16 protein-coding genes are annotated in these 26,536 nt (G+C 69.8%); 13 read left to right on the top strand and 3 right to left on the bottom strand.

Annotation, left to right across the window (positions count from 1 at the left end):
- Positions 1 to 18 precede the first annotated feature (18 nt).
- From U9J41_RS24005 to U9J41_RS23960, 10 genes are all read left to right on the top strand, one after another.
- Complete coding sequence (locus U9J41_RS24005; protein WP_322404663.1) at positions 19 to 975, top strand: LysR family transcriptional regulator; 957 nt, start codon at positions 19 to 21, stop codon at positions 973 to 975.
- A 159-nt stretch (positions 976 to 1,134) separates the two neighbouring features.
- Positions 1,135 to 3,969, top strand: coding sequence for an ATP-binding protein (locus U9J41_RS24000; protein ID WP_322404662.1), 2,835 nt, complete (start codon positions 1,135 to 1,137; stop codon positions 3,967 to 3,969).
- Between the two features lie 85 nt (positions 3,970 to 4,054).
- Entirely contained in the window at positions 4,055 to 6,832 is a 2,778-nt protein-coding gene (locus U9J41_RS23995; RefSeq protein WP_322404661.1) for an ATP-binding protein, read from the top strand.
- 13 nt (positions 6,833 to 6,845) lie between these two features.
- Complete coding sequence (locus tag U9J41_RS23990) at positions 6,846 to 9,557, top strand: ATP-binding protein (protein ID WP_322404660.1); 2,712 nt, start codon at positions 6,846 to 6,848, stop codon at positions 9,555 to 9,557.
- 8 nt (positions 9,558 to 9,565) lie between these two features.
- Positions 9,566 to 12,367 (top strand): ATP-binding protein, encoded by a 2,802-nt coding sequence (locus tag U9J41_RS23985; RefSeq protein ID WP_322404659.1) that lies wholly within the window; start codon positions 9,566 to 9,568, stop codon positions 12,365 to 12,367.
- A gap of 135 nt (positions 12,368 to 12,502) precedes the next feature.
- A complete protein-coding gene (locus U9J41_RS23980; RefSeq protein ID WP_322404658.1) occupies positions 12,503 to 14,902 on the top strand; it encodes an ATP-binding protein in 2,400 nt (799 codons plus the stop codon).
- A gap of 7 nt (positions 14,903 to 14,909) precedes the next feature.
- Entirely contained in the window at positions 14,910 to 17,633 is a 2,724-nt protein-coding gene (locus U9J41_RS23975; protein WP_322404657.1) for an ATP-binding protein, read from the top strand.
- A gap of 142 nt (positions 17,634 to 17,775) precedes the next feature.
- On the top strand, positions 17,776 to 18,711 hold the full coding sequence (locus U9J41_RS23970) for an alpha/beta fold hydrolase (protein WP_425261024.1): 936 nt from the start codon (positions 17,776 to 17,778) through the stop codon (positions 18,709 to 18,711).
- 10 nt (positions 18,712 to 18,721) lie between these two features.
- Positions 18,722 to 19,321, top strand: a complete 600-nt coding sequence (locus tag U9J41_RS23965) for a flavodoxin family protein (protein WP_322404656.1) — start codon at positions 18,722 to 18,724, stop codon at positions 19,319 to 19,321.
- Positions 19,322 to 19,390: 69 nt separating this feature from the next.
- Positions 19,391 to 21,535, top strand: coding sequence for a TonB-dependent receptor (locus U9J41_RS23960; RefSeq protein WP_322404655.1), 2,145 nt, complete (start codon positions 19,391 to 19,393; stop codon positions 21,533 to 21,535).
- A gap of 1 nt (position 21,536) precedes the next feature.
- Here U9J41_RS23960 and U9J41_RS23955 read toward each other — a convergent pair whose 3' ends face one another.
- Both U9J41_RS23955 and U9J41_RS23950 read right to left on the bottom strand, forming a co-directional pair.
- Positions 21,537 to 22,274: an Ig-like domain-containing protein gene (locus U9J41_RS23955; protein ID WP_322404654.1), complete on the bottom strand. Its 738-nt coding sequence runs from the start codon at positions 22,272 to 22,274 to the stop codon at positions 21,537 to 21,539.
- A 2-nt stretch (positions 22,275 to 22,276) separates the two neighbouring features.
- Positions 22,277 to 23,482, bottom strand: coding sequence for an NHL repeat-containing protein (locus U9J41_RS23950; RefSeq protein ID WP_322404653.1), 1,206 nt, complete (start codon positions 23,480 to 23,482; stop codon positions 22,277 to 22,279).
- A gap of 183 nt (positions 23,483 to 23,665) precedes the next feature.
- Here U9J41_RS23950 and U9J41_RS23945 point away from each other — a divergent pair, with 183 nt between their 5' ends.
- The gene (locus U9J41_RS23945; RefSeq protein ID WP_322404652.1) at positions 23,666 to 24,139 is read left to right on the top strand and encodes a putative antibiotic biosynthesis monooxygenase; all 474 of its coding nucleotides are present in this window, start codon (positions 23,666 to 23,668) and stop codon (positions 24,137 to 24,139) included.
- Here the strand turns inward: U9J41_RS23945 and U9J41_RS23940 are convergent.
- Positions 24,087 to 25,403, bottom strand: a complete 1,317-nt coding sequence (locus U9J41_RS23940) for an MFS transporter (protein WP_322404651.1) — start codon at positions 25,401 to 25,403, stop codon at positions 24,087 to 24,089. The genes U9J41_RS23945 and U9J41_RS23940 overlap by 53 nt on opposite strands.
- A 190-nt stretch (positions 25,404 to 25,593) precedes the next feature.
- Here U9J41_RS23940 and U9J41_RS23935 point away from each other — a divergent pair, with 190 nt between their 5' ends.
- Both U9J41_RS23935 and U9J41_RS23930 read left to right on the top strand, forming a co-directional pair.
- Positions 25,594 to 26,001, top strand: a complete 408-nt coding sequence (locus U9J41_RS23935; RefSeq protein WP_322404650.1) for a hypothetical protein — start codon at positions 25,594 to 25,596, stop codon at positions 25,999 to 26,001.
- 14 nt (positions 26,002 to 26,015) lie between these two features.
- Positions 26,016 to 26,528 (top strand): hypothetical protein, encoded by a 513-nt coding sequence (locus U9J41_RS23930; RefSeq protein WP_322404649.1) that lies wholly within the window; start codon positions 26,016 to 26,018, stop codon positions 26,526 to 26,528.
- The last annotated feature ends 8 nt before the right edge of the window (positions 26,529 to 26,536 follow it).

Here is a 26,536-nt window from a genome sequence, read left to right as displayed (position 1 = left end):
TGGTATAAGATGGGCGTCATGCAAAGTGAACTCATCATCTATCTCGACGCGTTTGTCGCTTCGGCCGACGAAGGCAGCTTTTCGGCGGCTGCGCGCCGCCTCGGGGTGACGCCGCCTGCAATCAGTAAGAATGTGGCCCGTCTGGAAGCGGGCCTCGGCGTGCGCCTGTTCCAGCGCAGCACCCGCAGCCTGAGCCTCACGGAGGAGGGGGAGCGCCTGTACCGCGACATCCGCATGCCGTGGATCGGCATCGGCGCCACGCTGGCGGAATTGCGCCAGGGCGCGGGCAGGCCGGCGGGCACGCTGAAGGTGTCGATGGCCCCGACCGTGGGCCGGACCTATTTCGTCCCCTTGCTCGAATCGTTCATGGCGCGTTATCCGGACATCGTGCCGGACCTGCATTTCGATAATCGCCAGGTCGACCTGATCGCCGAGGGGTTCGACGTCGCGATCGGCGGCGGCATCGAACTGACGGAAGGATTGGTGGCGCGCGAACTGGCGCCGGTGCGGATCGTGCTGGTCGCCGCGCCGGCTTACCTGACGAAGCACGGCGTACCGGACGACCCGGCGGCACTGCCGCGGCATCGCGGGCTGCTGCGGCGCTCGCTTGCCAGCGGACGGCTGGTCCCCTGGATCATGAAGAACGAAGCCGGTGGCGAGGTGGTTGCCAACGTGCGGCCAGTGGCCGTGCTGGACGATCCCGAAGCACTCGCGCGCGCGGCGGCGTGCGGGCTCGGCATCGCCATGCTCCCCGTGCCGCATGCGCTGCCGCTGCTCCAGAGCGGGGAACTCGTCAGGATACTGCCCGCCTGGCATGCCGACTCGCGTCCCCTGGCGATTTATTATTCGAGCCGCCGGCTCCTGCCTGCCAAGGTACGCGTCTTCGTCGATCATGTCGTCGCCGAATCCCGCGAGCGGGGCGATGCGGTCATCTTTGGCGCGAAAGAGCTTGACCATGTAAATATCATGAATTAGCTTAAGAAAATGTCATGATGAAGTCCCCATGCAATATGTCCACGTGAATATCCGTGAATGCCGCTTTAACAAGTCTTCACTGGCGGCGACATGCCCTTGACGCCACAATCACCACATTCCATCAATGAAAGCGAAGGACCGCCCCGAGGCAGCACGACCATGACCGGCGACGACTCCACCACAGGCGACCTCGCTGTCGTAGCGGCATGTCCGCATGGCCCGGCCGCGGCGCGTCCGGCGGCGACGCTGGCGTTTGGTCCATTTCGCTTGCACATGGACCCGTTGCGCCTGTGCCGCAGCGACGATGAGGTTCGGCTCGGGGGGCGCGCCTTCGACCTGCTGCTGGCCCTGGTCTCGCGGCCGGGCGAAGTGCTCAGCCGTAGCGAGCTGGAGGCGCACGTGTGGCCGCACTCGGTCGTCGAAGACAGCAGCCTGCGGGTTCACGTGGCGGCATTGCGGCGGGCCCTCGGCGACGGCGTCGACGGTGCCCGCTATATTGCCAACGTGCCCGGGCGAGGGTACAGCTTTGTCGCTTCCGTATCCGCGCTTGGGATCGCGTTGGCCGAGCCTGTTCCGCTTTTGGATGATAGCGTTAACAACCTGCCCACGAGCCTGACGCGGCTGATCGGCAGGGACGACATCGTCGAGACGTTGTCCGCCGAACTTGCGCGGCGACGGCTCGTCAGTATCGTCGGCCATGGCGGTATCGGCAAGACGTCGCTGGCGCTCGCGGTGGCGGCGCAAGTTCAACCGCAATATCCCGCCGGTGTGTGTTTCGTCGACCTGGCCCCGTTGACCGTTCCCGGCCACGTCATCGAGACCGTGGCGTCCGCGCTCGGACTACGGCTGCCGTCCGAATCGAACATGAGCGAGCTGGAAAGCTGGCTGCGCCCGCGCCGTCTGCTGCTGGTGCTGGATAACTGCGAGCATCTTCTGGATGCCGTGGCGGAACTGGTCGAACGTGTGCTCAGGCGGGCGCCGGGCCTCGTCGTCCTGACGACGTCGCGGGAGCCGCTCGATGCGGAAGGGGAATGGGTGCATCGTCTCCTGCCGCTCGAGACGCCGCCGGACGGCCCGCCGATCGACAGCGCGGGCGCGCTCTGCTTCTCGGCCGTGGAACTGCTTGCCGAACGCGCCGCGGCCAGCCTGGACACCTTCGTCATCGATGCCGGCAACGTCCACCTGGCCGCCGCGTTGTGCCGGCGCTTGGACGGGGTGCCGCTGGCCATCGAGTTCGCGGCATCGCGCATTGGCCTGCTGGGCCTGCAGGGTGTCTGTGTCCAGCTCGACGACCGCCTGCGGCTGCTGGGCAGCGGCAGGCGGACGGCCCTGCCGCGCCACCGTACCCTGCGTGCGCTGCTGGACTGGAGCTACCACCTGCTGTCGCCGCAGCAGCAAGAGGTGTTGCGCAGGTGCGGTGTGTTCAAGGCCGGGTTTTCGCTGGAGGCGGCGAATGCGGTGATCGCCGACGCGACGTTGCCTGCCACCGTCGTCCGCGATTGCCTGCTCGACCTGGTCGCGAAATCGCTCGTGCGCGTCGAACTGGCGCATTCCCCGCCGAGCTATGCGCTGCTCGAGATCACCCGCGCCTACGCGCTCGAGCAGCTTGCCGGCGATCCGCACCGGCACGCCGTGTATCGCCGCCACGCGGAATTCATGACGCTGCTGGTCAGGCGCGGCGCGGCCGAGTGGGAGGATGCCTTGCCTCAGCATTGGTTCCGTGCGTATGCGTCGCATGTCGGCAACTTCCGTGCGGCCCTCGACTGGTGTTTCGGCCCGGAGGGCGACCCGGCAATCGGTATCGAACTGTTGGCGACCGTGTTCGTGCCGATGGTGCTCTTCCTTGGCGAAAGCGAGTTCCGCATGCGCGCCAAGCAGGCGCTCGATGCCATCGAAGCGGGTGTACGCGCGGAACCCATCCACCGGGTGCGGATCATCAGCCTGGTCCGGTATGTCACGCCCGGTACGCTCGCGAACACGCCGCCGCCATGCATGGTGGCCCAGTCCGAACAGGAGGAGGACGGCGCCGCGCAACTGGAAGCGTTGTATCTTCTCCATGTTTACAGTTTCAGCGGAGGCGAGTATCACCGCTCCGATTTCTACGCGCGACGCAGCGAGGAGGTCGCCGACCGCTTCGGCACGCCCGAAAAGCTGCACGCGCGGCGGTTGCGCGCGATATCCCTGCATTACAGTGGACGGCAGGACCAAGCGGCGGAACGGGCGTCGATCCTGCTGTACAACGACCACCAGCAGGAGCCGTTGCGGCTCTCGGGCTGGTTGTCGCGGCGGCTCTCCATGCAGATCGTCATGGCCCGCGTGTTCTGGCTGCAGGGCCAGGGGGAGCAGGCGGTCGAACTCGCCGCCGACTGCGTGCACTACGCGAAGGAAGCACGCTTTCCCGCGCCGCTGTCGCAGGCGATCTGCCTGGCGGCGCTGCCGATCGCGCTCTGGCAAGGCGACGATGCGCGCGCCCGCGAGCTCCTGCAACAGCTCGACGTCCACCTCGCGCGGCATCCTCAACAGTATTGGTCGTCGTGGGCGGACCAGATCCGGCAACTGATGCTGCTGCGCGCGGCGCCGGGCGGCGTCGAAGCGGGCATGGTCGGCACGTCGGACGCGAAGCTGCTGGATCATCTGGTGACCTTCGGCGCGTGGACCCATCACGAGAGGGCCATGGACCGGTGGCGCCAGGGATTCGTCGGGTGGAACGGTCCCGAGCTGCTGCGCATCGAAGGCGAACTGCGTCTTCGCACGGGCGGTCCCGACGCGCAGCGCGCCGCGGAAACCGCGTTCGGCGACGCGCTCGCGCTCGCAGCCGGCCAGCACGCGCACGCGTGGGCGCTACGGACGACGAACAGTCTCGCCCAGTTGCGCCTGACCCAAAAGCGCGGTGCCGACGCGAATGCCTTGCTCGCGCCCTGGGTGGAACGTCTGGACGCGATGGGCAACAGCAAGGACGCCGCCGTCACGCGGCGGCTGCTGGCGCAACTTTGATTCACACCTTTTCACACCAGGGAACGCGGGCAGTCCTCTACCATCGGCTTTGTCTCCTCGATTTCCAGCGCGTTGTACCACGACCATGGATCCCACACAAAGCCCGAACGTCCCCGCACTGGCCGATCCCGCCATCCTCGCGTTCGGCCCCTTCGTCCTGCTGCGCGCGCGCCAGCAACTGATGAAGGGCGACCAGGAAGTGCGCCTCGGAAGCCGCGCCTTCACATTGCTGGTCGACCTGGTCGAAAGCGCGGGCCAGCTGCGCACCCGCAAGCAACTCGAAGCGAAGGTGTGGCCACGCTCGATCGTGGAGGAAACGAGCCTGCGGGTCCACATGTCGGCGTTGCGGCGGGCGTTGGGCGACGGGCGCGACGGCGCGCGCTATATCCAGAACGTGCCGGGCTGCGGCTACAGTTTCGTGTGCGCCGTGACACGGTTCGGCGGCATGCCGGAGGCGCCGGTGCCGGTGTTCGCCGCGTCCGAGTCGCGCCTGATCGGCCGCGCCGCCGAACTCCAGTCGCTGCCGGGCGAATGCGTGCGCACGCGCCTGCTGTCGCTCGTCGGTCCCGGCGGGATCGGGAAGACCTCGCTCGCGGCTGCCGTCGCGGAGCGGGCCGGCGGGCAGTTCGCGGACGGCGTGCTGGCGGTCGACCTGGCTTCCGCGGCCGCCGCCGGCTGCGTCGTCGACGCCGTGGCCGAGGCGGCCGGCGTGAGATTGCCGTCCACCGGGCGCCAGGCGGCCCTGTGCAAGGGGTTCGCACGGCACCGGCTGCTGCTGGTCCTCGACAATTGCGACCGCGTGGTCGAGGGCGCCGCCGGGCTGGCTATCGCGCTCCTCCGGGACACGTCCGGTGTCCACGTGCTGGCGACCACGCGCGAACCGCTCGACGTGCAGGGCGAGCGGATCCATTGGCTGGACGTCCTGCGCATGCCCCTCGACGCGCCGGACGATCCGCGCGAGGCCATGGCGTATGCGGCCGTCGCGCTGTTCGTGGCGCGGGCCAGGGCCAACGACGACCGCTTCGTCCTCGACGCGGCCAACGTCGGCGCCGTCTGCCGGCTGTGCCGCCACCTCGACGGCATTCCGCTCGCCATCGAACTGGCCGCCGCCCGCGTCGAGGCGCTTGGTGTGGCGGGGCTGGCCGAAAGCCTGGGCGACCTGCTGGGTCTGCTCACCCGCTCGCGCCGCACCGCGCTGCCGCGGCAGCGGACGATGGAGGCGACGCTGGCGTGGAGTTACGACCAGCTCGACGAGCAGGAGCGCGCCGTGCTGTGCCGCAGCGGCATCTTCCAGGCCGAGTTCAGCATCGCGGCCGCGCGCGACGTGTGCGCGTGCGCGGACATCGGTCGGGACGCCGTCGCCCGCTGCATCGAAAGCCTGGCCACGAAATCCCTGCTGGTGCGCAAGATGGAAGGCAGTACCGCGTTGTACCGGCAGTTGCTGCTGACGCGGACCTATGCGTTCGGCAAGCTGGACGATGATCAGAAAGCGGGGCTGGCACGGCGGCACGCCGGGCACGTGGCCGCGCTGCTCGCGCTCAGTCCCGCCGCCGTGGCCGCGCGGTCGGCGCTGCCTTGGGTGGCGGCGCACGGGCGCGCGTTCGACGACGTGCGCGCGGCGCTCGATTGGGCGTACGGCGAGCGCGGCGATCATGCGCTCGGCATCGCGCTGGTGCCGAACCTGATTTATACGCTGCGGTTCCTGGGCCTGCCCGACGATTTCCGGCGCCGCCTGATGCAGGCGCTGGACGACCGCGGCGCGCCGCGGCTCGCACCCGAGACGGCGCTGTCGGTGTACGCGGCGCTTGCCGTCCTCGGCGCCTACAGCCACACCGAATTCGACCTGCTCCGCGCGATCCTGGCCCGGCTCCAGGCCTTGCTCGGCCGCGTCGAGTCGCCGGCCTTGCGCATCGAGGCGCTTCTGGCCATGGGCGCCGCCACCTACGGCATGGGCGAGCCGGCGCTGATGCTCGACGTCGTGCGCGCGGTACGTGCGCTCGCCGCGCGCGAAGGCAATGCCGCCTATGCGCTGATGGCCGACCGCCTGGAGGCGAACGCACGCCATTTTCTCGGCGAGCACGACGCGGCGCAGGCCTTGTGCCACCATGTACTGCAGACTTCGGTCCCGGCCTCGGCATTCAGCGTGTCGAGTCCGACGCCGAATCCCGTCGGCGCGCGCTGGAATCTTGCAAGGATCGCCTGGATCCGCGGCAAGGCCGACCTGGCGGCGCAGCTTGCCCAGGAGGCGCTCGCGTTTGCGGAACAACGCCATGGACTTTCACTCTGCCAGACGCTCGTCGTCGTGGCGTTGCCGGTGGCGCTCTGGCGCGGCGACCACGCCCTGGCGGCACGGTTGGCCGCGCGGCTTGCGGGGCTGGGGGAGGCCAGCCGCAGCCCGTATTGGCAGGAATGGGCGCGCGCCTATGCCGCGGCGGCCGCGCTGCGCCGCGCGGGCAGGGCGGATGATGCCGCGGCCTGGCCGGAAGCCCTCGCCCCGTTCGCGCACGACACCCTGGCGACGCTCGGCGTCGGTATGCTGTCCGACGCCACGTCGGCGCGGGCGGACGCGGGCGTGATCGGCTGGTGCGCGGCGGAGGTCTGGCGGGTGCAGGGCGAACGGATGCTGCGCGAGGGCACCGCGTCGCGCGAGGCGGCCGGTGCGCTGTTCCTGCGCGCGCACGCGCTGGCGCGCAGCCAGCAGGCGTTGGCCTGGGAACTGCGGATCGCCTGCAGCATGGCGCGCTGCTGGCGTGGCACGCCGCGCGCGCCGGAGGGGCAATGCCTGCTCGCGGAGGCCGTGGGCCGATTAGACGAAGGACTCGACACCGCCGATTGCCGGGCTGCGCTCGCGCTGCTGGCATGAACGGGAGACACCGATGCCCACTTCCGCTTCCGACCCCGGCTTCACCCTCGACCGCGTGCGCAACGAGGCGCATTTCGGTGGCATGCGGCTCGACCTCGACGCGGCCGCCTACGCGCTGCTGCGAGCGCTGCTCGACGCCGATGGCGCCACGCTCGACCCGGCGCGCCTGGCCCAGCGCGACGGCGCGTCGACGCTGTGGGCCAGCGTCGCCCGGTTGAACGATACCCTGGCGCGCTGTTCGCCGCTGGCCGGCTACATCGCCAACTTTCCCGGACAAGGCTACCAGCTGGTGCGGACACGGGCGCCCACCAACCAGATGCTGGGCCGGTCCGCCGAACTGGCGCGTGTGACGGAGTTGCTGCAGACCCACCGTTTCGTGACGATCGTCGGACCCGGCGGCATGGGCAAGACCACGCTGGCGCGCGCGCTGGCGGCGCGCTGTGCCGGGATGTATCCGGACGGCGTGCGTTTCATCGACCTGGCCCCACTGGCCGAGGGCCGCGAGCTGGTCGGGGCGCTCGGCGCCGCGCTCGGCATTGCGCGCCTGACGCGCGAGACCCTGTCCCAGCTCGCCGCGTGCCTGCGCGGGCAGCGCTTGCTGATCATCTTCGACTGCTGCGAACATCACACCGAAGTGGCCGCCCTGGCGTGCGAAGCGCTGTTGCGCGCCGCGCCCGGCGTCGACCTGCTGTGCACCAGCCGCGAACCGCTGCTCGCGCACAGCGAGCGAATCGTGCGCCTCGGGCCGGTCGGCTTGCCGGAGGCGGATACGGTGCCCGATGCGGCGAGCGCCGCGCAGTACCCCGGCGTCCAGGTGTTCGTCGCGCGCGCGCACTTCGACAACCCGGCCGGGTTCGTCCTCGACGACCGCAACGCGGCCCTGGTGTGCGAAGTGTGCCGCGCCGTCGAAGGCATGCCGCTGGCGCTCGAGCTCGCCGCGTCGCTGGTCCGGCCGCTGGGCTTGCCGGCGCTTGCGCAGCAGACGTCGAGATGGCTGCTCGGCCCGTCGGCCGGTCCGGCGCACCTGAGCGGCCGGCACCGGACGCTGTCGAGCATGCTCGACTGGAGCTACGACGCGCTGGCGCCGCGTGAACAGGAGGTGCTGCGCCGCCTGGCGATATTCCGCGGCGGGTTCACGCTCGAAGCCGCCGGTGCCGTGGCGGCCGGCACGGCGCTCGATCCCGACTGCGTGCTGGACACCGTGATCGAGCTGGCCAGCAAATCCCTCGTGAGCATGGGCGGAGAGGGCGGCGCCCACCGCCCCCGCCTGCTCGACATGACGCGCGACTACGCCTACGACAAGCTGGCGGCGAGCGGCGAATTGCAGGCCGTCCAGGCGCGCCACGCACGGTGGCTGTGCACGCTGATGGACAGGCTCGAGAACGACTGGATGGTGCTCGGCTGGCGCGCGTGGGTCGCCCTATACGGCACGTGGGTCGACGACATTCTGGCCGCGATCGACTGGGCACTGGGGCCGGGCCAGGAGGCCGTCCTCGGCGCACGACTGGCCGGCATCGGCTTTTCGCTGGGCGACCAGATCGGTCTTGCGCGCGAGTTCCACGAGCGTGTCCGGCGTGCGCTCAAGACGATCGCGCCCTTGACGGACATCCCCGCGGACGTCCGGCTGCGCCTGAATTTCGTGAATGCCGACGGTCCCGGGCTCTCCGCCACGGGCATGTTCAAGCTCATGGGCACCGCCGACTCGGTCTTCCAACTCGCGCGCGATTCGGGCTCGCCGATGTTGCAGGGCGCGGCGCTGATCGCCATCTGGGGCGCTCCGTACATCCGGGCCGATTATCCGGCCGCGCTGGCCGGTGCCGAGCGCATCGCGCACGCGGCCCGGGCCGGTGCCGACCCGTATCTCGAACTCATCGGACAGCGCACGCTGGCGCAGTCCCTGCACTTCATGGGACGGCACGCCGAGGCGCACCGCTGCGCCGTCCTGGCGCTGTCGAATTGCGACCTGCGGATTCCGCTGGCCTACCAGCCCTCGCCGGTGCAGGTCGGCACGTCGGTCCGCATCATCCTCGCGCGCCACCTGTGGATGCAGGGCGCCGCCGACCAGGCGCTCGCGGTGAGCGAGGAGGCGCTCGTCCTGGCGGAGAGCGAGCGGCCGTCGGCGATGTGCCAGGTATTGTCCATGGCCGCGGTGCCCGTCGCGCTGTGGCGCGGCGACACGGCGCGCGCGTCCGTCCTGATGCGCCGGCTGCGCGATTGGGCCGAGCGTCACGGCATGGGATTCTGGATCGATTGGACGCAGCGCTTCGAGGACGCCCTGGCCGTGATCGAGGGCACGGCGGAGCCCCACAGTCTGCCGTCCTTCAACGACACGCACGATTTGTTCGCCAAGTGCCGCGACCACCTCGTCACGTTTTCCACGAGGCTGCTGACCGACGATGCGATCCGGCGCTGCGAGGCCGGCCTGGTCGCGTGGTGCCTGCCGGAACTGCTGCGCGCGCAGGCGGTCCGGCGGCTGGCTGTCGACGCGGCGGACGCCGGCGGCGCCGCCGCCATGCTGCTGCACCGCTCGCTGGCCGTGGCGCAGCGCCAGGGGGCACTCGCGTGGTCGCTGCGCAGCGCCACCAGCCTCGCCACGCTGTACCGGCACCAGGGTGCGACGGCGCGGGCGCGTGCCACGCTCCATCCGGTGCTGGCCCTTTGTCGCGAGGGCCAGACGACGGCCGACGTGCGCGCGGCCAATGCGCTGGCGGCCACGCTCGAGTGACCGCGACCATGAACGCAGGCCATGCCACTTTCCACGCGCGTGCAGCCGATCCGGCGCCCGTACTGGCGTTCGGACCGTTCCGCCTGCACGCCGAGCCGCTGCGGCTCTGCCGCCACGACGAAGAAGTCCGGCTCGGCGGGCGCGCGCTCGCGCTGTTGCTTGCCCTGGTGTCGAGGCCCGGAGAGGTCCTGGGCCGCAGCGCACTCGAGGCGCAGGTCTGGCCCTGTTCGGTCGTCGAGGACAGCAGCCTGAGGGTGCACGTGGCCGCATTGCGGCGGGCGCTCGGCGACGGCGTCGACGGCGCCCGGTATATCGCCAACATCCCGGGACGGGGCTACAGCTTCGTCGCCGCGGTCACGCGGATCGGCATCGAAGCGGCCGCGCCGGCGGCGGGTCCGCCCGACAGGATGAACAACCTGCCGACCAGCCTCGAGCGGCTGCTCGGCAGGGACGCCAGTCTCGCCACGCTGTCGGCGGCGCTGGCCAGGCGCCGGCTGGTCAGCATCGTCGGCCACGGCGGTATCGGCAAGACCTCGCTCGCCCTGGCGCTCGCGGCGCAGGTGCAGGAACGCTACCCGGACGGTGTCTGCTTCGTCGACCTGTCCCCGTTGACGGCGCCGAGCCACGTGGCCGAAACGGTCGTGGCGGCCCTCGGATTGCCCATGCCGTCCGAGTCGCACATCGGCGCGCTCGAAGCCTGGTTGCGCCAGCGCCGCCTGTTGCTCGTCCTGGACAATTGCGAGCACCTGCTCGACGCGGTGGCGGGGCTGGTCGAACGGATCCTGAGGCGTGCCCCCGGACTGGTCGTCCTGACGACATCGCGCGAACCGCTCGATGCCGACGGGGAATGGGTCCACCGGATCCCGCCGTTGGAGACGCCGCCAGACGGGCCGCCGCTCGACAGCGCGGAGGCGCTGGGTTTTGCGGCCGTCCAGCTGCTGGCCGAGCGCGCTGTGGCGAGTCTCGACGCGTTCGCGATCGACGGCGGCAACGTCCACCTCGCAAGCGCGCTGTGCCGGCGCCTGGACGGGGTGCCGCTGGCCATCGAATTCGCGGCGTCGCGCATCGGGCTGCTCGGTCTGCAGGGCGTGTGCGCGCAACTCGACGACCGGCTGCGCCTGCTCGGCAGCGGCAGGCGCACGGCGGTGCCGCGGCACCGTACCCTGCGCGCGCTGCTGGAGTGGAGCCACGATCTGCTGACGGCGCAGCAGCAGCGGGTCTTGCGCCGCTGCGGCGTGTTCAGGGGCGAGTTTGCGCTGGAAGCGGCGGACGCGGTGATCGCCGACGCCACGCTGCCGCCCGATACCGTGCGCGACTGCCTGCTCGACCTGGTCGCCAAATCGATGGTGCGCGTCGACCTGGCGCAGTCGCCGCCGCGCTACAGCCTCCTCGAGATCACGCGCGCCTACGCGCTCGATCGACTCGACGCCGATCCCGACCGTCACGCCGTGAGCCGGCGGCACGCGGAATACATGGTGGTCCTCGTCAGGCGCCGGGCGTCCGAAGGGTCGGAAACGCTGCCCCAACAGTCTTTCCTGTTCTATGCGTCGCATGTCGCGAACTTCCGCGCGGCGCTGGAATGGTGCTTCGGCCCGGACGGCGATCCCGCCATCGGGATCGCCTTGGTGGCAACGGATTACTATCCGATGGCGTTGTACCTGGGCGAAAACGAATACCGCATGCGCGCGGGGCAGGCGCTCGCTGCGATCCGCGCGGGGACGCCGGCCGACCCGCGCCATGAAGTCCGTATCTTCAGCGTGCTCCATTATTTTGCCGCCGTGGATGGCGACCAGCCGGCCCTCGATCGTTTGCAGCGTGCGGCCGAGCAGGACGAGGATGCGGGCACCCGCTTCGAAGCCCTCAGCCAGCTTCATTCCCACAATTTCGGGCGGGGGAATTACCATCTGTGCGAACCGTTGTCGCGCCGCAGCGAAGAGGCCGCGGGGCGCTGCGGCATGGCCGAGATGCTGCACGCGCGGCGCTTGCGGGCGCTGGCGTCGCATTACTGCGGCCGGCACGCCGCCGCCGCGGAATACGGGGCCGGCCTGCTGCGCAACGACGACCAGTGCGTGCCACTGAACCTGAGCGGATGGTTGTCCCGCAAGCTGTCGATGCAGATCGTCATGGCCCGCGTGTTCTGGATGCAGGGACAGGGCCGGCAGGCGACGGCGCTGGCGGAGAGCTGCGTCCGCGACGCCGCGGACGCGCGCTTTCCCGCCGCGCTGTCGCAGGCGATCTGCCTGGCGGCGCTGCCGATCGCACTGTGGCAGGGCGACGATGCGCTCGCGCAGACGCTGTTGCGGCAACTGGACGCGCACCTGGTGCGCCACCCGCAGAAATACTGGGCCGCCTGGCTGGACGACCTGCAACAGGTGATGGCGTTGCGCGCCGTGCCGCCGGTCCTGATCACGCGCATGCAGGAAACGCCCGATGCCAAGCTCCTCGATCACCTCGTGACGTTCGGCGCCTGGGGCTACCTGGACAGTGCGGTCGAACGGTGGCGCCTCGGCATGGTCGCCTGGAACGGTCCGGAACTGTTGCGCATCCAGGGAGAACTCATCCGTCGCGACGACACCGTGGACAGGCGGGGTGAGGCGGAGGCCCTGTTCGCGCATGGCCTCGCGCTGGCCACCGAGCAGCAGGCGCATGCCTGGGCGCTGCGCCTGGCCAACAGCATGGCGAGGATGCGGCTGGCGCAGGGACGGCCGGCCGACGCCCGGGCAGTGCTCTGGCCATGGCTGGGCCGCCTCGACATGCTCGGCAACAGCGTCGATGCACGGGAAACCCGAGTGCTGCTGGACCGGCGCTGAATTACATGCTTTCATATCCGCAACCGATAGCGCAGCTCACAAATGGATACCACACCCACCATGTTCCGGACAGACGATAGCGTTCACGATCCGGGAACCGGCCGTGTCGTCGGGTCGCCGGGGCGGGGCCGCCGGTTGCGCACGCCCGCACCGGACCTGCGGATCCTCGGGCGTTCGGCCGAACTCGCACGGGTGGCGGAGCTCCTGCAGGAGCGCCGTTTCGTGACCATCGTGGGGCCCGGCGGCATGGGCAAGACCACGGTGGCACGCGCGCTCGCCCGCGAATGCGCCGACCTCTATCCCGACGGCGTTCGTTTCATCGATCTGGCGATCATGGCCGAAGACCGGGAACTGGTCGGGGCCCTCGGCGCCGCGCTCGGCATGACACGCTTGACGCGCGACGGCCTCGCGCAACTCGCCCCGTGTCTGCGCGGCCGGCGCATGCTCGTCGTGTTCGACTGTTGCGAGCACCATACCGCCGTCGCCGCCGAGGCGTGCGAGGCGCTGCTGCGGGCGGCGTCCGGGATCGACGTGCTGTGCACCAGCCGCGAACCCCTGCTGGCGCGCAGCGAGCGGATTGTCAGGCTCCGGCCGATGGGCATGCCGAACGCGGTCGAACTCTTCGTCGCCCGCGCCCATGGCGACCACCCGGACGGCTTTTTCCTGGACAGCGGCAACGTGGCACTGGTGCGCGCCATTTGCCGCGCCGTGGACGGCGTGCCGCTGGCGCTCGAGCTGGCCGCCGCGCTCGTCCGGCCGCTGGGCCTGGACACGGTGGCGCGCCAGACTTCCAGATGCCTGCTCGCGTCATCCCCGGTACGAGTCCACGCGGGCGACAGGCACGATACGCTCGCGAGCATGCTGGACTGGAGCTACGACATGCTGTCGCCCGCGGAACAGCGGGTCCTGCGCTGTCTGGCGGTATTCCGCGGCGGGTTCACGCTGGAAGCGGCCGGGGCGGTGGCCGCTGCGGTGGCATCCGATACCGACAACGTCATCGATACCGTGATCGAGTTGGCCGGCAAGTCGCTGGTGAGCACGAACGCCGGCGGCGCTGACCGCCCGCGCCTGCTCGACCTCACGCGCGACTATGTCTACGACAAGCTGGTGCGAAGCGGCGAGCTGGATGCGGTGCGCCAGCGCCACGCCCGCTGGCTCGGCACCCTGATGGACAGGATCGAGCGCGACTGGATGGAACTGGCGCGCTGCACCTGGCTCGACTTGTACGGTCCCTGGATCGACGACATACTGGCCGCCATCGACTGGGCGCTGGGACCGGGCGGCGAACCGCTGCTCGGCGCCCGCCTGGCCGGCACCGGATTCTCGCTCGGCGACCAGATCGGCATCGCGCGCGAGTTCCAGGGGCGCGTGCAGCGCGCGGTCGAGGCCGTCGGCAACCTGGAGCATGCGCCGGCCCGGGTGCTGGAAATCCTGTGGCGCCTGAATGCCGTGGTGGCCGACGGCAGGGACCTGTCGGGCCACAGCTACCGGAAGCTGATGGACGATGCCGGGCGCAACCTGCTGCTGGCGCGCAAGGCAGGCACGGCGGTGCTGCAGTCCTTTCCGCTGATGGCCATGTGGGGCTGGCCGTATGTGCGAGCCGACTATCCGGCCTCGCTCGCCGGCGCGGAACATATGGCGCGTGCGGCGCGCGACAGTCGCGACCCGTATCTCGCACTGCTCGCGCAGCGCACGCTGGCGCAATCCCTGCATTACCTGGGCAGGCACGCGGAAGCGCGGCAGTGGGCCACCATGGCGCTCTCGAGTAGCGGCCTGCGCATCCCTTTGTCCTATCTGCCGTCGCCCGTGCAGGTGGCCACGTCGATGCGCATCGTCCTGGCCCGGGTGCTCTGGATGGAGGGCGCCGCCGATCAGGCGCTGGCGATGAGCGAACAGGCGCTTGCCTCGGCCGAACAAGACCGTCCGGTGGCGCTGTGCCAGGCATTGTGCCTGGCCGCGGCACCCGTGGCCATCTGGCGCGGCGAGCTCGCGCTGGCCGCCGCCCTGGTCGCGCGCCTGCGCGACTGCGCCGAAGGTCATGGACTGGGCTTCTGGCTCGACTGGGCCAGGCGCTACGAAGGCGCGCTGGCCGTCATGGCGGGGACCATCGAGGTGCGCGACCTGGCAGCGTTCGCCGACACGCACGAGTTTTCCGCGAAATGCCGCGACCAGCTGGTGACGTTTTCCCCCATGCTGCTGGCGGAGGATGCCGCCATGCGCGGCGCGTCCGGCCTGGTGGCCTGGTGCCTGCCGGAGCTGTTGCGTGCGCGGGCACTGCGCCGGCTGGCGGCCGATCCAGTCGACCGCGACGGCGCCGCCGCGGCGCTCCTGCACCAGGCGCTGGAGACGGCGCAGCGTCACGGGGCGCCGGCCTGGGCGCTGCGCAGCGCCACGAGTCTCGCTGCCGTGTACCGGCGCCAGGACACCGGTGCGCTGGCGCGCGCGGTCCTCGAACCCACGCTCGCGCGCTGCCGCGAAGGGTATGCCACGGCCGACCTGCGCGCCGCGACCGCATTGCTGGCCTCGCTCGGATGACCGGACCATGAACACCGGCGACGCGACGCCGCACTCCCGCCTGACGCTCGATCGCAGCCGCGGCGAAGCCTTTGCCGGCGCGGCGCGGCTGGATATCGACCTGGCCTCGTACATAGTGCTGGAAGCCTTGCTCGATGCGGACGGCGCCGTCGTCGACCCTGCTGCGTTCCGGCGGCGCTATGGCGCCGGGAAGCTGCGGGACAGCGTCGCCAGCCTGAACGACGCCCTGGCGCGCTGCACGCCCGTGCCCGCCTATGTCGCCCACTTTCCCGGACAGGGTTACCAGCTGGTGCGCACCGTGCAGCCCGCCGTGCGCCCGCTGGGACGCGCCGGCGAGCTGGACCGGGTGGCGCAACTGCTGCGGGCGCACAGCTTCGTCACTATCGTCGGTCCCGGCGGCATGGGCAAGACCACCCTCGCGCGTGCGCTCGTGGCCGAGTGCGCGGACAGGTATCCGGACGGTGTACGCTTCATCGATCTGCCCGTGCTGGCGGAAGGGCGCGAACTGGTCGGGGCCCTGCGCGCCGCGCTGGGCATGTCGCAGCTGACGCGGGACGGGTTGTCGCAACTGGCCGCTTCGCTGCGCGGGATGCGCATGCTGATCGTCTTCGATTGCTGCGAACACAGCACGAGCCTGGCCGCGCAGTCCAGCGAAGCACTGCTGCGGGCGGCGCCTGGGATCGATGTGTTGTGCACGAGCCGCGAGCCGCTGCTGGCGCACAGCGAACGGATCTTCCGGCTCGGCCCCCTGGGCGTGCCGCATGCCGGGGCCACGCCCGACGTGGCCGCGGCGGCGCGCTTTCCGGCCGTCGAACTGTTCGTGACACGGGCGGACAGCGAGAGTCCGGCCGGTTTTTCCCTCGACGACAGCAACGTGGCGCTCGTGTGCGAAATCTGCCGCTCGGTGGAAGGCGTGCCGCTGGCGCTCGAGCTGGCTGCCTCCCTCGTGCGGCCGCTGGGGTTGCAGAAGCTGGCGCGCGAGACCTCGGCATCGCTGTTGCGGCCGCCGGGCGGCCCGGGGCACCTGAGCGGTCGCCACCGCACCCTGTCGAACATGCTCGACTGGAGTTACGACGTGCTGGCGCCGCACGAGCAAAAAGTGCTGCGTGCCCTGGCCGTCTTCCAGGGCGGCTTCACGCTGGAAGCCGCGGGCGCCGTCGCGGCCGAAGCGGCGCAGGATCCGGACGACGTGGTCGATACCGTGATCGAGCTGGCCAGCAAATCGCTGGTGAGCATGAACGCGGACGGCGGCGCCAACCGGCCGCGGCTGCTCGACGTGACGCGTGAATATGCCTGGGACAAGCTGGTGCACAGCGGCGAACTGCACGAGGTACAGGCCCGCCATGCCCGCTGGCTGGACACGCTGACGGAACGGCTGGAACGCGACTGGATGACGCTGCCGCGCAGCACGTGGGCCGACTTGTACAGCCCGTGGGTCGACGACATGCTGGCCGCGATCGAGTGGGCGCTGGGGCCCGGCCAGGACCCGCTGCTGGGCGCACGGCTGGCCGGCGCCGGGTTTGCGCTGGGCGACCAGGTCGGCGTCGCCGCCGAATTCCACGGGGTCGTGGAGCGCGCGCTGCAGGCGCTCGGCAAGATGGCGGATCCGCCGGCGCTGGTCCTGTTGCGGCTGATCGCCGTGAACGGGGATGGGCGCGACCTGTCCGCCATGTCGTTCGCCAGGCTGATGGCCGACGCCGAACGATGCCTGCAACTGGCCCGCGACTCCGGTCTGCCGCACCTGCAGACGGCACCGCTGGTGTCGTTGTGGGGATGGCCCTATGCGCGCGGCGACTATCCGGCCGCGCTCGCCGGCGCCGAGCGGATCGCCCGCGAAGGGCAGGCCGGCAACGATCCTTACCTCGAGCTCATCGGCCAGCGTACGCTGGCGCAATCGCTGCATTTCGCGGGACGGCATGCCGAGGCGCATCGCTATGCGATGCTGGCGCTCGCCAACAGCCACCGGCGCATTCCCCTGTTCTATCTGCCGTCGCCGCTGAAGGTGGGCACCTCGGTCCGCATCATCCTCGCTCGTCTGCTGTGGATCGAGGGGGCCGCCGACCATGCGCTGGCGATGAGCGAGGAGGCGCTCGAATCGTCCGAGACCGACCGCCCCGTGGCGATGTGCCAGGTGCTGGCCATGGGATCGGTGCCGGTGGCGCTCTGGCGCGGCGACACGGCGCTGGCGACCCGGCTGGTCGCGCGTCTGCGCGAACGCGGCGAACGCCACGGCATGGGCTACTGGGTCGACTGGGCGGCGCGCTTCGAGGACGTGCTCGATGTGATCGAAGGCCGGGCCGCGGCGCACAGCCGGCCGTCCTTCGCGGATACCCACGAGTTCTCGGCCAAATTCCGTGACCACCTGGCGACGTTTTCGCCCAGTCTCCTGACGGCCGATGCCCTGGAGCGCGGCGCGGCCGGCACGGTCGGCTGGTGCGTGCCGGAGCTCCTGCGCGTCCAGGCGCTGCAACGCCTGGCGGCGGATGCCGGCGACGGCGACGGCGACGGCACGGCCGCCGTCTTGCTGGCCCGGTCGCTGGCGCTCGCGCACGAGCAGGGCGCGCTGGCATGGGCGCTGCGCAGCGCCACGAGCCTCGCTGCCCTGTACCTGCGGCGGGGCGACCGGCCATTGGCGCGGGCAACGCTCGAGCCGGTCCTGGCGCGCTGCAAGGAAGGCTTCGGCACGGCCGACCTGCGCGCGGCGCTCGCGCTGATGGCGACGCTCGGCTGACGGGGCGCCCTTCACGATTTTTCACGCCGGCCCGCCGCGTGAATTCACCGCGTTTCACTCGGCATGGCAGGACGGCTGGGCCAAGATAAGCGGCACGCACATGGCGTGCGGACCGCAGTCCACTTATCCCAAGGAGCCAGTCATGAAAGTCCTCTTCCTCCCATTGTTTCGCGCAGCCAGGCGCGGCATATGTGGACTCGTTCGCAGCCTGACGATGTTCGCGCTGCTGGCGTCGCCCGCGTTTGCCGAAACGCCGCAAAGCCGCTTCGCCGACGTCAACGGCAGCCGGATCCACTACCTCGTGGCGGGCAAGGGCGACCCCGTCGTCCTGCTGCACGGCTATACCGAGACCAGTCATATGTGGCTCCCGCTGATGGACAAGCTGGCGCGCGACCATCTCGTCATCGCGCCCGACCTGCGCGGCTTCGGCGAGTCGTCGCTGCCCACGGGCGGCGTGACCAAGGCCGAGATGGCGCAGGACGTGCACGCCCTCGTCGCCAGCCTGGGGTTGTCGAGCGTGAAGGTGGTCGGCCACGATATCGGCCTGATGGTGGCCTATGCCTATGCGGCCCAGTATCGCGACCAGGTCGGCAGGATCGCGCTGATGGATGCGTTCCTGCCCGGCGTGGGCAACTGGAAGGACGTGTGGCTGCTGCGCGACCTGTGGCATTTCCACTTCTATGGCGAGACGCCGCTGGCCCTGGTCAAAGGCCGCGAGCGCATCTATTTCGAACACTTCTGGAACGACTTCGCGGCCGACAGGAACCATTCGATTCCCGAAGCGGACCGCAGGCTGTATGCCGCCGCCTACGCGCGCGAAGGCGGGATGCGCGCCGGCTTCGAAGTGTTCAAGGCGTTCGAACAGGACGCCGCCGATTTCGCCGGCTTCGCCCGGACGCCGCTCACCATCCCCATGCTGGTCCTGACCGGACAGCGGGCTTCCGGCCCCGTGCTGATCGCCCAGGCCAGGCTGGTCGACACGAATGTCGAAGGCATCATCGTCCCCGGTGCCGGCCATTGGCTGATGGAAGAGGCGCCGCAGGTCGTCATTCCGAAACTCGTCGATTTTCTGAAATAAGGAGAGCGTCATGCACAACGTCACCGTCGCAATCGTGTATCACTCGGGTTATGGACATACCGCGCGCCAGGCCGCCGCCGTGTGGCGCGGCGCGAATGCCGTGGAAGGCGTGACGGCGCGCCTGTACGCCGTCGAAGGCGCCGATGCGCCCTGGGCCGAGCTGACGAACGCTGATGCGCTCATCTTCGGCGCGCCGACTTACATGGGAGGACAATCCGCGCAGTTCAAGGCGTTCCAGGACGCGACGTCGAAAACCGTGTTCGCGGCCGGTGGACTGTGGCGTAACAAGGTCGCCGCTGGCTTCACGAATTCCGCCGCGCGGTCGGGCGACAAGCTCGCGACGCTGCAGCAACTGGCCGTGTTCGCCGCCCAGCACGGCATGCACTGGGTGAACCTGGGCCTTCCGCCGGGGAACAATTCCAGTGCCGGCTCGGAGGACGACCTGAACCGGCTCGGCTTCTTCATGGGCGCGGCCTCGCAGTCGAACGCCGACGAGTCGCCTGAACTGGCGCCGCCGCAGGCCGACCTGCTCACGGCCGAGCACCTGGGGCGGCGCGTGGCCGAGGTCGCGCTGCGCCTGGCGTACGGCGAGGCGGCGCTGGCCGGCTAGCCTTCACACCTTTTCACACCGGCCGAGTCCACCGCTACCTTATCATGCCGCAAACAGACAGGAGAAGGCATGAGCCGCGCACGACGATCGTTGAACCACAGCCTCTTGCTGACCGCTTGCGCCTGCGGCTGGGCGCACGGACAGGAGGGCACCGCCACGATTCCCGAGGTGGTCGTCAGCGCGGAGCGCAGCGCTACGCTCGAACGCACGACGCCGGTGTCGATCGGCGTCGTCGGCCGGGGCGAGATCGAGCGCAAGGGCATCGCCGATCTGCACGACTTGGTCGGCGTCGTCGCGGGCGTCGCCGTACCGAACGGCTTCAGCAACATGCCGCAGGCGGTGGCGATCCGCGGCATCGGCGCCTCGAACGCGGCAATGAGCCAGGCGGTCGGGATCTACATCGACGACGTGCCGCTGCTGCGCGGTTACGCCACCGGCTTGTGGGACCTGCCCGACATCGAGCGCATCGAAGTGTTGCGCGGACCGCAGGGGACGCTGTACGGCCAGAACTCGACCGGCGGCGCGGTGCGCTTCGTGACGCGCGATCCCTCGGCGGACACGGCGGCCTGGTTGGCGGCGGGGGCGGGCAACGTCGGCACGCTCGAAGCGCGCGGCTATGTGAACGGCGCGCTGAACGATGAGTGGAGCGCCAGCCTGGCGTTTTCGCGCCGTACCAACGACGGTTTTTCGTACAACGCGACCCGCCACACCCGGGTCAACAACCTCGACGTCGCACAGTTCCAGACCAAGCTGCGTTATGCGCCGCGCCCCGGCCTGGAGGCGATCCTCGCGGTCGATGGGGCCGAGGACCGGTCGGATTCCAACACCACCGATTACCCGCTCAACCATCCGGACGCGGCGCCGCGGGTGACCTTTACGGACGCGCCGCGCGGCGCATTCAGGCGCGATGCGGGCGGCGCGTCGCTGCGCGTCGCTGCGGACCTCGGCCGCGGGCTCACGCTGCGTTCCATCAGCGCCGTGCGTCGCTACCGCGACGATCCGACCGTGGTCGACTACGGCGGGCTGGAGGTGCAGCGTTTCGGGATCTCGCAACGCGTCTCCCAGACCGCGGTCTCGCAGGAAGTCCAGCTGCAGTCGTCCGGCGACCGGTTTGCCTGGACCAGCGGCGTCATGTTCGTGCACGACCGCTTCGACTTCGACCGCCTGTCCGCCGTCACCCCGCCGACCGCCCCCGCCACCGCGTATTCGCAGGCCCTGACGCACCTCGAGACGGACGACGCCGGCATCTACGGGCAGGGCCGCTATCGGCTGGCGCAGGACACCGGCCTGACCGTCGGCGCGCGCGCCTACCGCACGCGCCAGACCGGATCGAACGGCTTCTGGCGCACCGACGCCCAGGGCCGGCGCACGAACCAGGTCTACCTGGCGCCCGACCTGGAAACCAGCAGCAGCGGCGTGCTGCCCCGTCTCGGGATCGACCGCCAGTTCGGCGCGCATACCTTTGTTTATGCCAACGTGGCGCAAGGCGCCAAGTTCGGCGGGTTCAACCGCGCCGCCGAATCGCTGCTGTCGGCGCGGCTGGCGACGAAGCCGGAGAAGGTGCGCACCTGGGAGACGGGGGCCAAGCTGCGCCTCGCCGGCGGCAAGGTCACGGCGAATGCCGCGCTGTTCTACAACGACTATCGCGACTATCTCGCTTCGCTGACCGGAACGCGCATCAACGGCGTGCAGGTCAACGACGCGGTCATGATCAACGCCGGCAAGGCACACAGCTATGGGCTCGATCTCGAGCTGGCGGCGCAGATCGCCGTGCGCACCCGCTGGACGCTCGCCGTCGAAGCCCTCGGTTCGCGGATCGACGAATTCGCCAACCCGACCGGCACCGCGAGCGGCGCCGTCGTCGGCCACCGCTTGCCGAATGCGGCGCCACTCAGTGCCGGCACCAGCATCGATCACCGGCAGCCGCTCGGCAACGGTTCGACGCTCGCGCTGGAACTGTCCGCCATCTACCTGCGCCCGCAATTCCTCGATGTCGCCAACAGCACGTTGACCCGAGTCCCTGCGCAGGGCTACCTGAACGGAGACCTGTCGTGGCGTGCCCCGGACAGGCACTGGACCGTATCCCTGCGCGGCAAGAACCTCGCGGGGAAGAGTTATGCGCTGCTGCGGCAGGTCGTGCCCGCGCTGGGGCTCGACGCGAGTTATTACAATCCGCCGCGCACGATCCTCCTGACGGTGCGCCACGACTGGTAATTCAGCGGGCAACGACCCTGAAGTCGACGCGGGCCTCGTCCCGGCACCGCAGTTCGCTCTGCCGGCGCGCCTCGAACGCCGCGCACAGCCGGTTGCCGGCCGGGTCTTCCAACGACGGATGAATGCGCACCTGGTACCGGCCCGCCTGCCACGGCGCGGCCGGCACGAAGCGCCATTCCGTCTCACCGCGTGCGAGCGAGGCCTTGCCGGGGATGCGCCTGCCGTCGGCGCCGGCCACGGCGATCAGCGTCGCCGCGCTGGCATTGATCGCCGCCGTCAGGCCGAGCACGAGCGGCGCCTTGCTGCGCGCGGCGGGCGCATGCAGCCGCCATGCCGCCGGCACGAGCTTGCGCTCGTACGCCGGGCCGACGCGCCACGCACGGATCAACGGGTGCGCCAGGCGCGGGTCCCTGACCTCGATGCTGACCCGGTCACCCTCGTGCAGCGCCGGCCCGACGGCGAGGTTGGGCCCGACGCCGTGCTTGATGCGTCCGGGCTGCATCAGCACCACGAGCCCGCGTTCGTCGCGGTCCGGAAGGTCGATGTCGAGCAGTGCGTCGGCGATCGGCTTGCCGGCCGCGTCGCGCAGGATGATGGCCTGCATCGGGACCGCCGGCAGCGGCCGGTCGAAGTGCACTTCGATGCGCAGCAGGTTGGCCGGCACCTCGGCGCCCGACGGCGTGATCGTGCCGGCGGCGCCGGCCAGGGCCAGCGGCAGCAGGATGGCGGGCGCGCCCATGGTCAGCGCGCCAGTTCCGGATAGCCTTCGAGCGCGCGCGCATATTTGTGAAGCGGCCGGAATTTGTCGTCCGGCGGATACGTGTAGTCCTTGAAGTCGTATTCGTTGACGAAGTCGCTCAGGCGCAGATAGGCGCCTTTCGGGATCGACATCAACTGCATGGCGCCGCTGGCGCCGTCGCGGCGCAGGGCCAACAGCAGCTTGTCGTCGAGGTTGTCGAAGCGGGTGACCGCCGACATCGGCGTCATCGTGCCCTTCACCCCGGCATAGGGCTTGTCCGGCACCGAGATAGGCTCGTGCAGGCCAGGCAGCCTGGCCTGCGCGGCGATGTCGCTGACCGACATGAGGTCCGCCGAGCGGCTGGAATTCGCCAGCAGCACCATCTCCTTGCCGCCGAATTTGTAGCTCACCATGCCGACGGGCGCGCTGCCCCAGCCCATTTCGCCGATCGTCTTGCCGACGATGTGGGCGCCGTCCTCGATCGCGTTCAGGGGGATCAGCACGAGCGGGGTGCAGGTATAGGCGGCAACCATGCTGGGCACCCCGTCGACCGTCGCGAACGTCATGGCGCGAATCGGCGCCCGTGTCTCGATCTGGTTGTGCACGGGGTGGTACATCTCGACCGTGGCGGTACGTCCTTTGCCGTTGAACGGGACGTCGTACACGCGCAGCGCGGAGGCGAAATCCCGGTTCGACAGGCCGGCCAGGTACAGCTTGCCGTCATGGTATTTCATGTCCGTCACCGTCAGCGCCGGCGCCGGCAGGTCGCGCCAGAACGACGCGTCCGGCGCCGGCGGATCGGTGATGGTGACGAAGGCCTTCAGGTCGGATGTCGGCAGGCGCCTCACCTTGCCGGAGGCATCGATCGACACGACGGCCGCCTTGCCGCCCGCCGTCACCGACACGTAGGCCAGGCCGGTCCCCGGTTGCACGGCCAGGTCGTCGAAGCGCAGCGTCGCTTCCTTGACCTTGAGGGTGGCTGCGATGGATTTCTGGACGTCCTTCAGGTTGAAAGGGGCGGCCGGCGCGGCGCTCGCCGGCGGCACTTTCACGGCGTAGACGCGCGCCGCCTTCCAGTCGGCGACATACAGCGTGCCGGCGTCGTCGAACGTGAGCTTGGAGGCCGTCCTGAGTTCGGCGCTGTGGGCTTGCGCGGCCAGCAGCAGGCAAAGGGACGCGTGCTTCATGTGCAGGGCAAATCGTGGCATGACATTCTCCTGTGGTGGGGAGCTTTCATGTTGGGCCGCCCCGTTCGCGGCGGCCAGTGAATTGTCGTGAAGCGGCGTGCGGCGGCACGGTGCGCCGATTTCACAGCGATTCACTGTGCGGCCGCGAGCGGCGTGCCTACACTTGTCGTGCAAGCTCAGGATCAATCACCAGGAGGGCCCGACATGAAACGCTTGGGAGGCGGGGCGCGGACAGCGGTCACGCTCATCGTCGAGCACGAGCTCGCCGACGCGGACTCCACGGCGCGCTACGACGCGTGGCTGCGCGAGATCCTGCCGCTGGCCAGAAGCTTTGCCGGACACTGGGGCATGGACATCGTGTGGCCCGGCGCCGGCTCGACGCGCTATACACTCGAGTTGCGCTTCGAGGGTCTGGATCAGCTGCGGGCCTGGGTCGACTCGCCGGAACGGGTCGCGCTGACGGCGCGTATCGAGCCATCGCTGGCGCAGGAAACGCTGCAGGTCGCCAGCGGACTGGAATTCCTGTTCACGGCGCCGGCGGACGTGCCGCCCAGGCGCTGCAACCGGTTCCTCCTGGCGCTGCTGCGGTCGATGGCGCGGCTGGCTGCCGGCTGGCCGAGCCGCTTCAGGCAACCGTGCGCCGTGCGGCACCCGACGGCGCGAAGACCAGCAGGATGACGCCTGCCAGCAGCGTCGCCGCAATCACGGCGAACATCGTATTCGCGCCCTCGGCGTGCAGGAGCGGTATCAGCAGCAAGGGGCCGAGCGCGGCACCGATGCGGTTCATGGCCCAGGCCCCGGCCACGGCGCGTCCGCGGGTCTCGGTCGGAAACTGCTCGCTCAGGTAGAGGTTCAGGAAGGACAGTTGCATCGAGACGAGCAGGGTGAACGCGAAGCTGCTCACGATCAGCGGGACCGGCGCCGTACTCATGACGAACAGCGTGCCGGCGGCCAGCATGCCGGTCGAGCAGGCGACCATTGCGGTACGGCGTCCGATGCGGTCGATCACGGTGGCGATGAGGAGGTTGCCGACGAGCGGACCGAACGTGGACAACCCGACGTAGAGGAGGGTGTCGGCCACCTTGAAACCCTTCTGCGCCAGAATCGCGCCGCTGAGAAGCGGGAACGCGACCGTCGACCAGGGGCTCAGGAACGACAGCGCGGCGGCCAGCGGCCATGAACGGTTGCGGGCCGCGACGTCGGTCGTGGCCGCCGCGTACGCTGGCGGCACGACGCGCAGCAGGGGCCGCGCACGCTCGAAGCGGAGACAGGCAAGGTCGGCGGCGCCCATGCGCAGCCGGGCGGCCAGCCAGCGCGGCGATTCCGGCAGCAGCAGGAACAGGATGCCCGCCAATCCGGACCCGCTGGCGCCCGCGATGAAACCCCAGCGCCACGCCTCCAGCCCGAGCGGCTGCAACGGCGTCAGTGCGCGGACCAGGAAAATCCCGGCGGTCGGCCCGAGCGTCGCGATGCCGATCGTCACCATCATGAATGGGCCGCGACGGCCCGCCGGGAGCAGGTCGGTCAGGTAGGTGATCACCAGCGGCGGAAACCCGCCGAGTGCCAGGCCCGACACGCAGCGCCACATCGTGACGCCGCCGATATTCGAACTGAACGCCGCGCCGAACGATCCGACGCACAGCAACAGCAGCAGTCCGCTCAGCGTGAACCGGCGGCCGTGGCGGTCCGCGACCCAGCCGGACAACGGCGCGCCGACGGCGGCGCCGGCAAACACCGACGACAGCAGCAGCGACAACTGCCCCGGCGCCGCCGTGTGCGGCGGACTGGAAAACACGGCGGCAAGCGCACTTCCGAGCATCATTTCGAGCAGGTCGAATCCGAAACCCAGCGCGCACAGCGCAATGGCGAACGCGTGAAGACGGGTGAACGGCGCATGGTCAAGGCGTTCGGCGATGGTAGGTGGCGTCAGATCGGCATGCATGGCGGCTCCCGGTTCGAGTATCGGCCCATCATAACGCGGCGCGGCGCGCCGGCGGCCGCGGCGGACCGCGCTTTCACACAAATTCACACGGTTCGACCGACCCTGTCTTTCCTCGTTTTCACAACGATTAACTGGCGCCTCGCGCCGGCGCCGAGGAAGATGAAACCGTCAACCAAGCGCAGGAGCCGCCATGAATTCCGCCGTCGCCATCGATCCGCGCGCAGCCCACCGGACCTGCGATCCCGTGTTCGAAAAAGTAGGCCTGCGCTGCATCCGCCTGAAGCTGGCGCGCCAGTGCGTCAGCGCCAGCGTCGGCACCTTTTTCGCTGCCGACAAGGTGTTGCTGGGGTGGGCCATGCATCACCTCGAGCCCCTCGAATGCGAATTCGAGATCGTCTACGACGACGGCCGCACGCTCGCCGGCGAATATCGTTTCCAACGCCGGCGAACGACGCGTCCGGCCCTGATGGCATTCGTTCGCAGGACGCTCAGGGGCTTGTGCGCTGACACCGGCAAAGCCGCGCCGATGTGGGGCCTGATCGAAGGTCCGCACAGCTTCCTGGCGCATTACGAAACCGAAGATTTCACCTCAGCCTGAAGAAAGGAACGCTTATGTCATCCCTATCCACACTCGGTGTTGTCCACACCGTCATCAGCCTGGTTGCCGTCGGTGCCGGCATCGCCGGCTTCATTCGCGACGGCCGGATCGATTCGCGCACCCGTCACGGCAAGCTGTATGTCGTGACGACCGCGCTGACCTGCCTGAGCGGATTCTTCATTTTTGCCCATGGCGGCTTCGGCAAGCCGCATGCGCTCGGCGTGGCGACCCTGGCCGTGCTGGCGCTGGCGCTGGCGGCGGAGCGCGGCCTCGTCTTCGGCAGGGCGGCTGCGCGGACCGCCACGGTCGCCTATTCGCTGACGTTCTACTTCCACCTGATCCCGGCGGTGACCGAGACGTCGACCCGCCTGCCCGTGCACGCGCCCCTGGTGGCGAGCGCGGAGTCTCCGGTGCTGGCCGTGGTCTTCGGCCTCATGTTCCTCGTGTTCCTGGCCGGCGTTCGGATGCAGTTGCGCAGGCCGGATGGACACATCGGCAAAGCGAGTGTACGCGGAGCGACGCCATGAGCCTGCGA

Source organism: Massilia luteola, from assembly GCF_034420155.1.
GTDB classification, from domain to species: domain Bacteria; phylum Pseudomonadota; class Gammaproteobacteria; order Burkholderiales; family Burkholderiaceae_D; genus Telluria; species Telluria luteola.
Note: the sequence above shows the minus strand (reverse complement) of the source record. Positions and strands in the feature narration are given on the sequence as shown.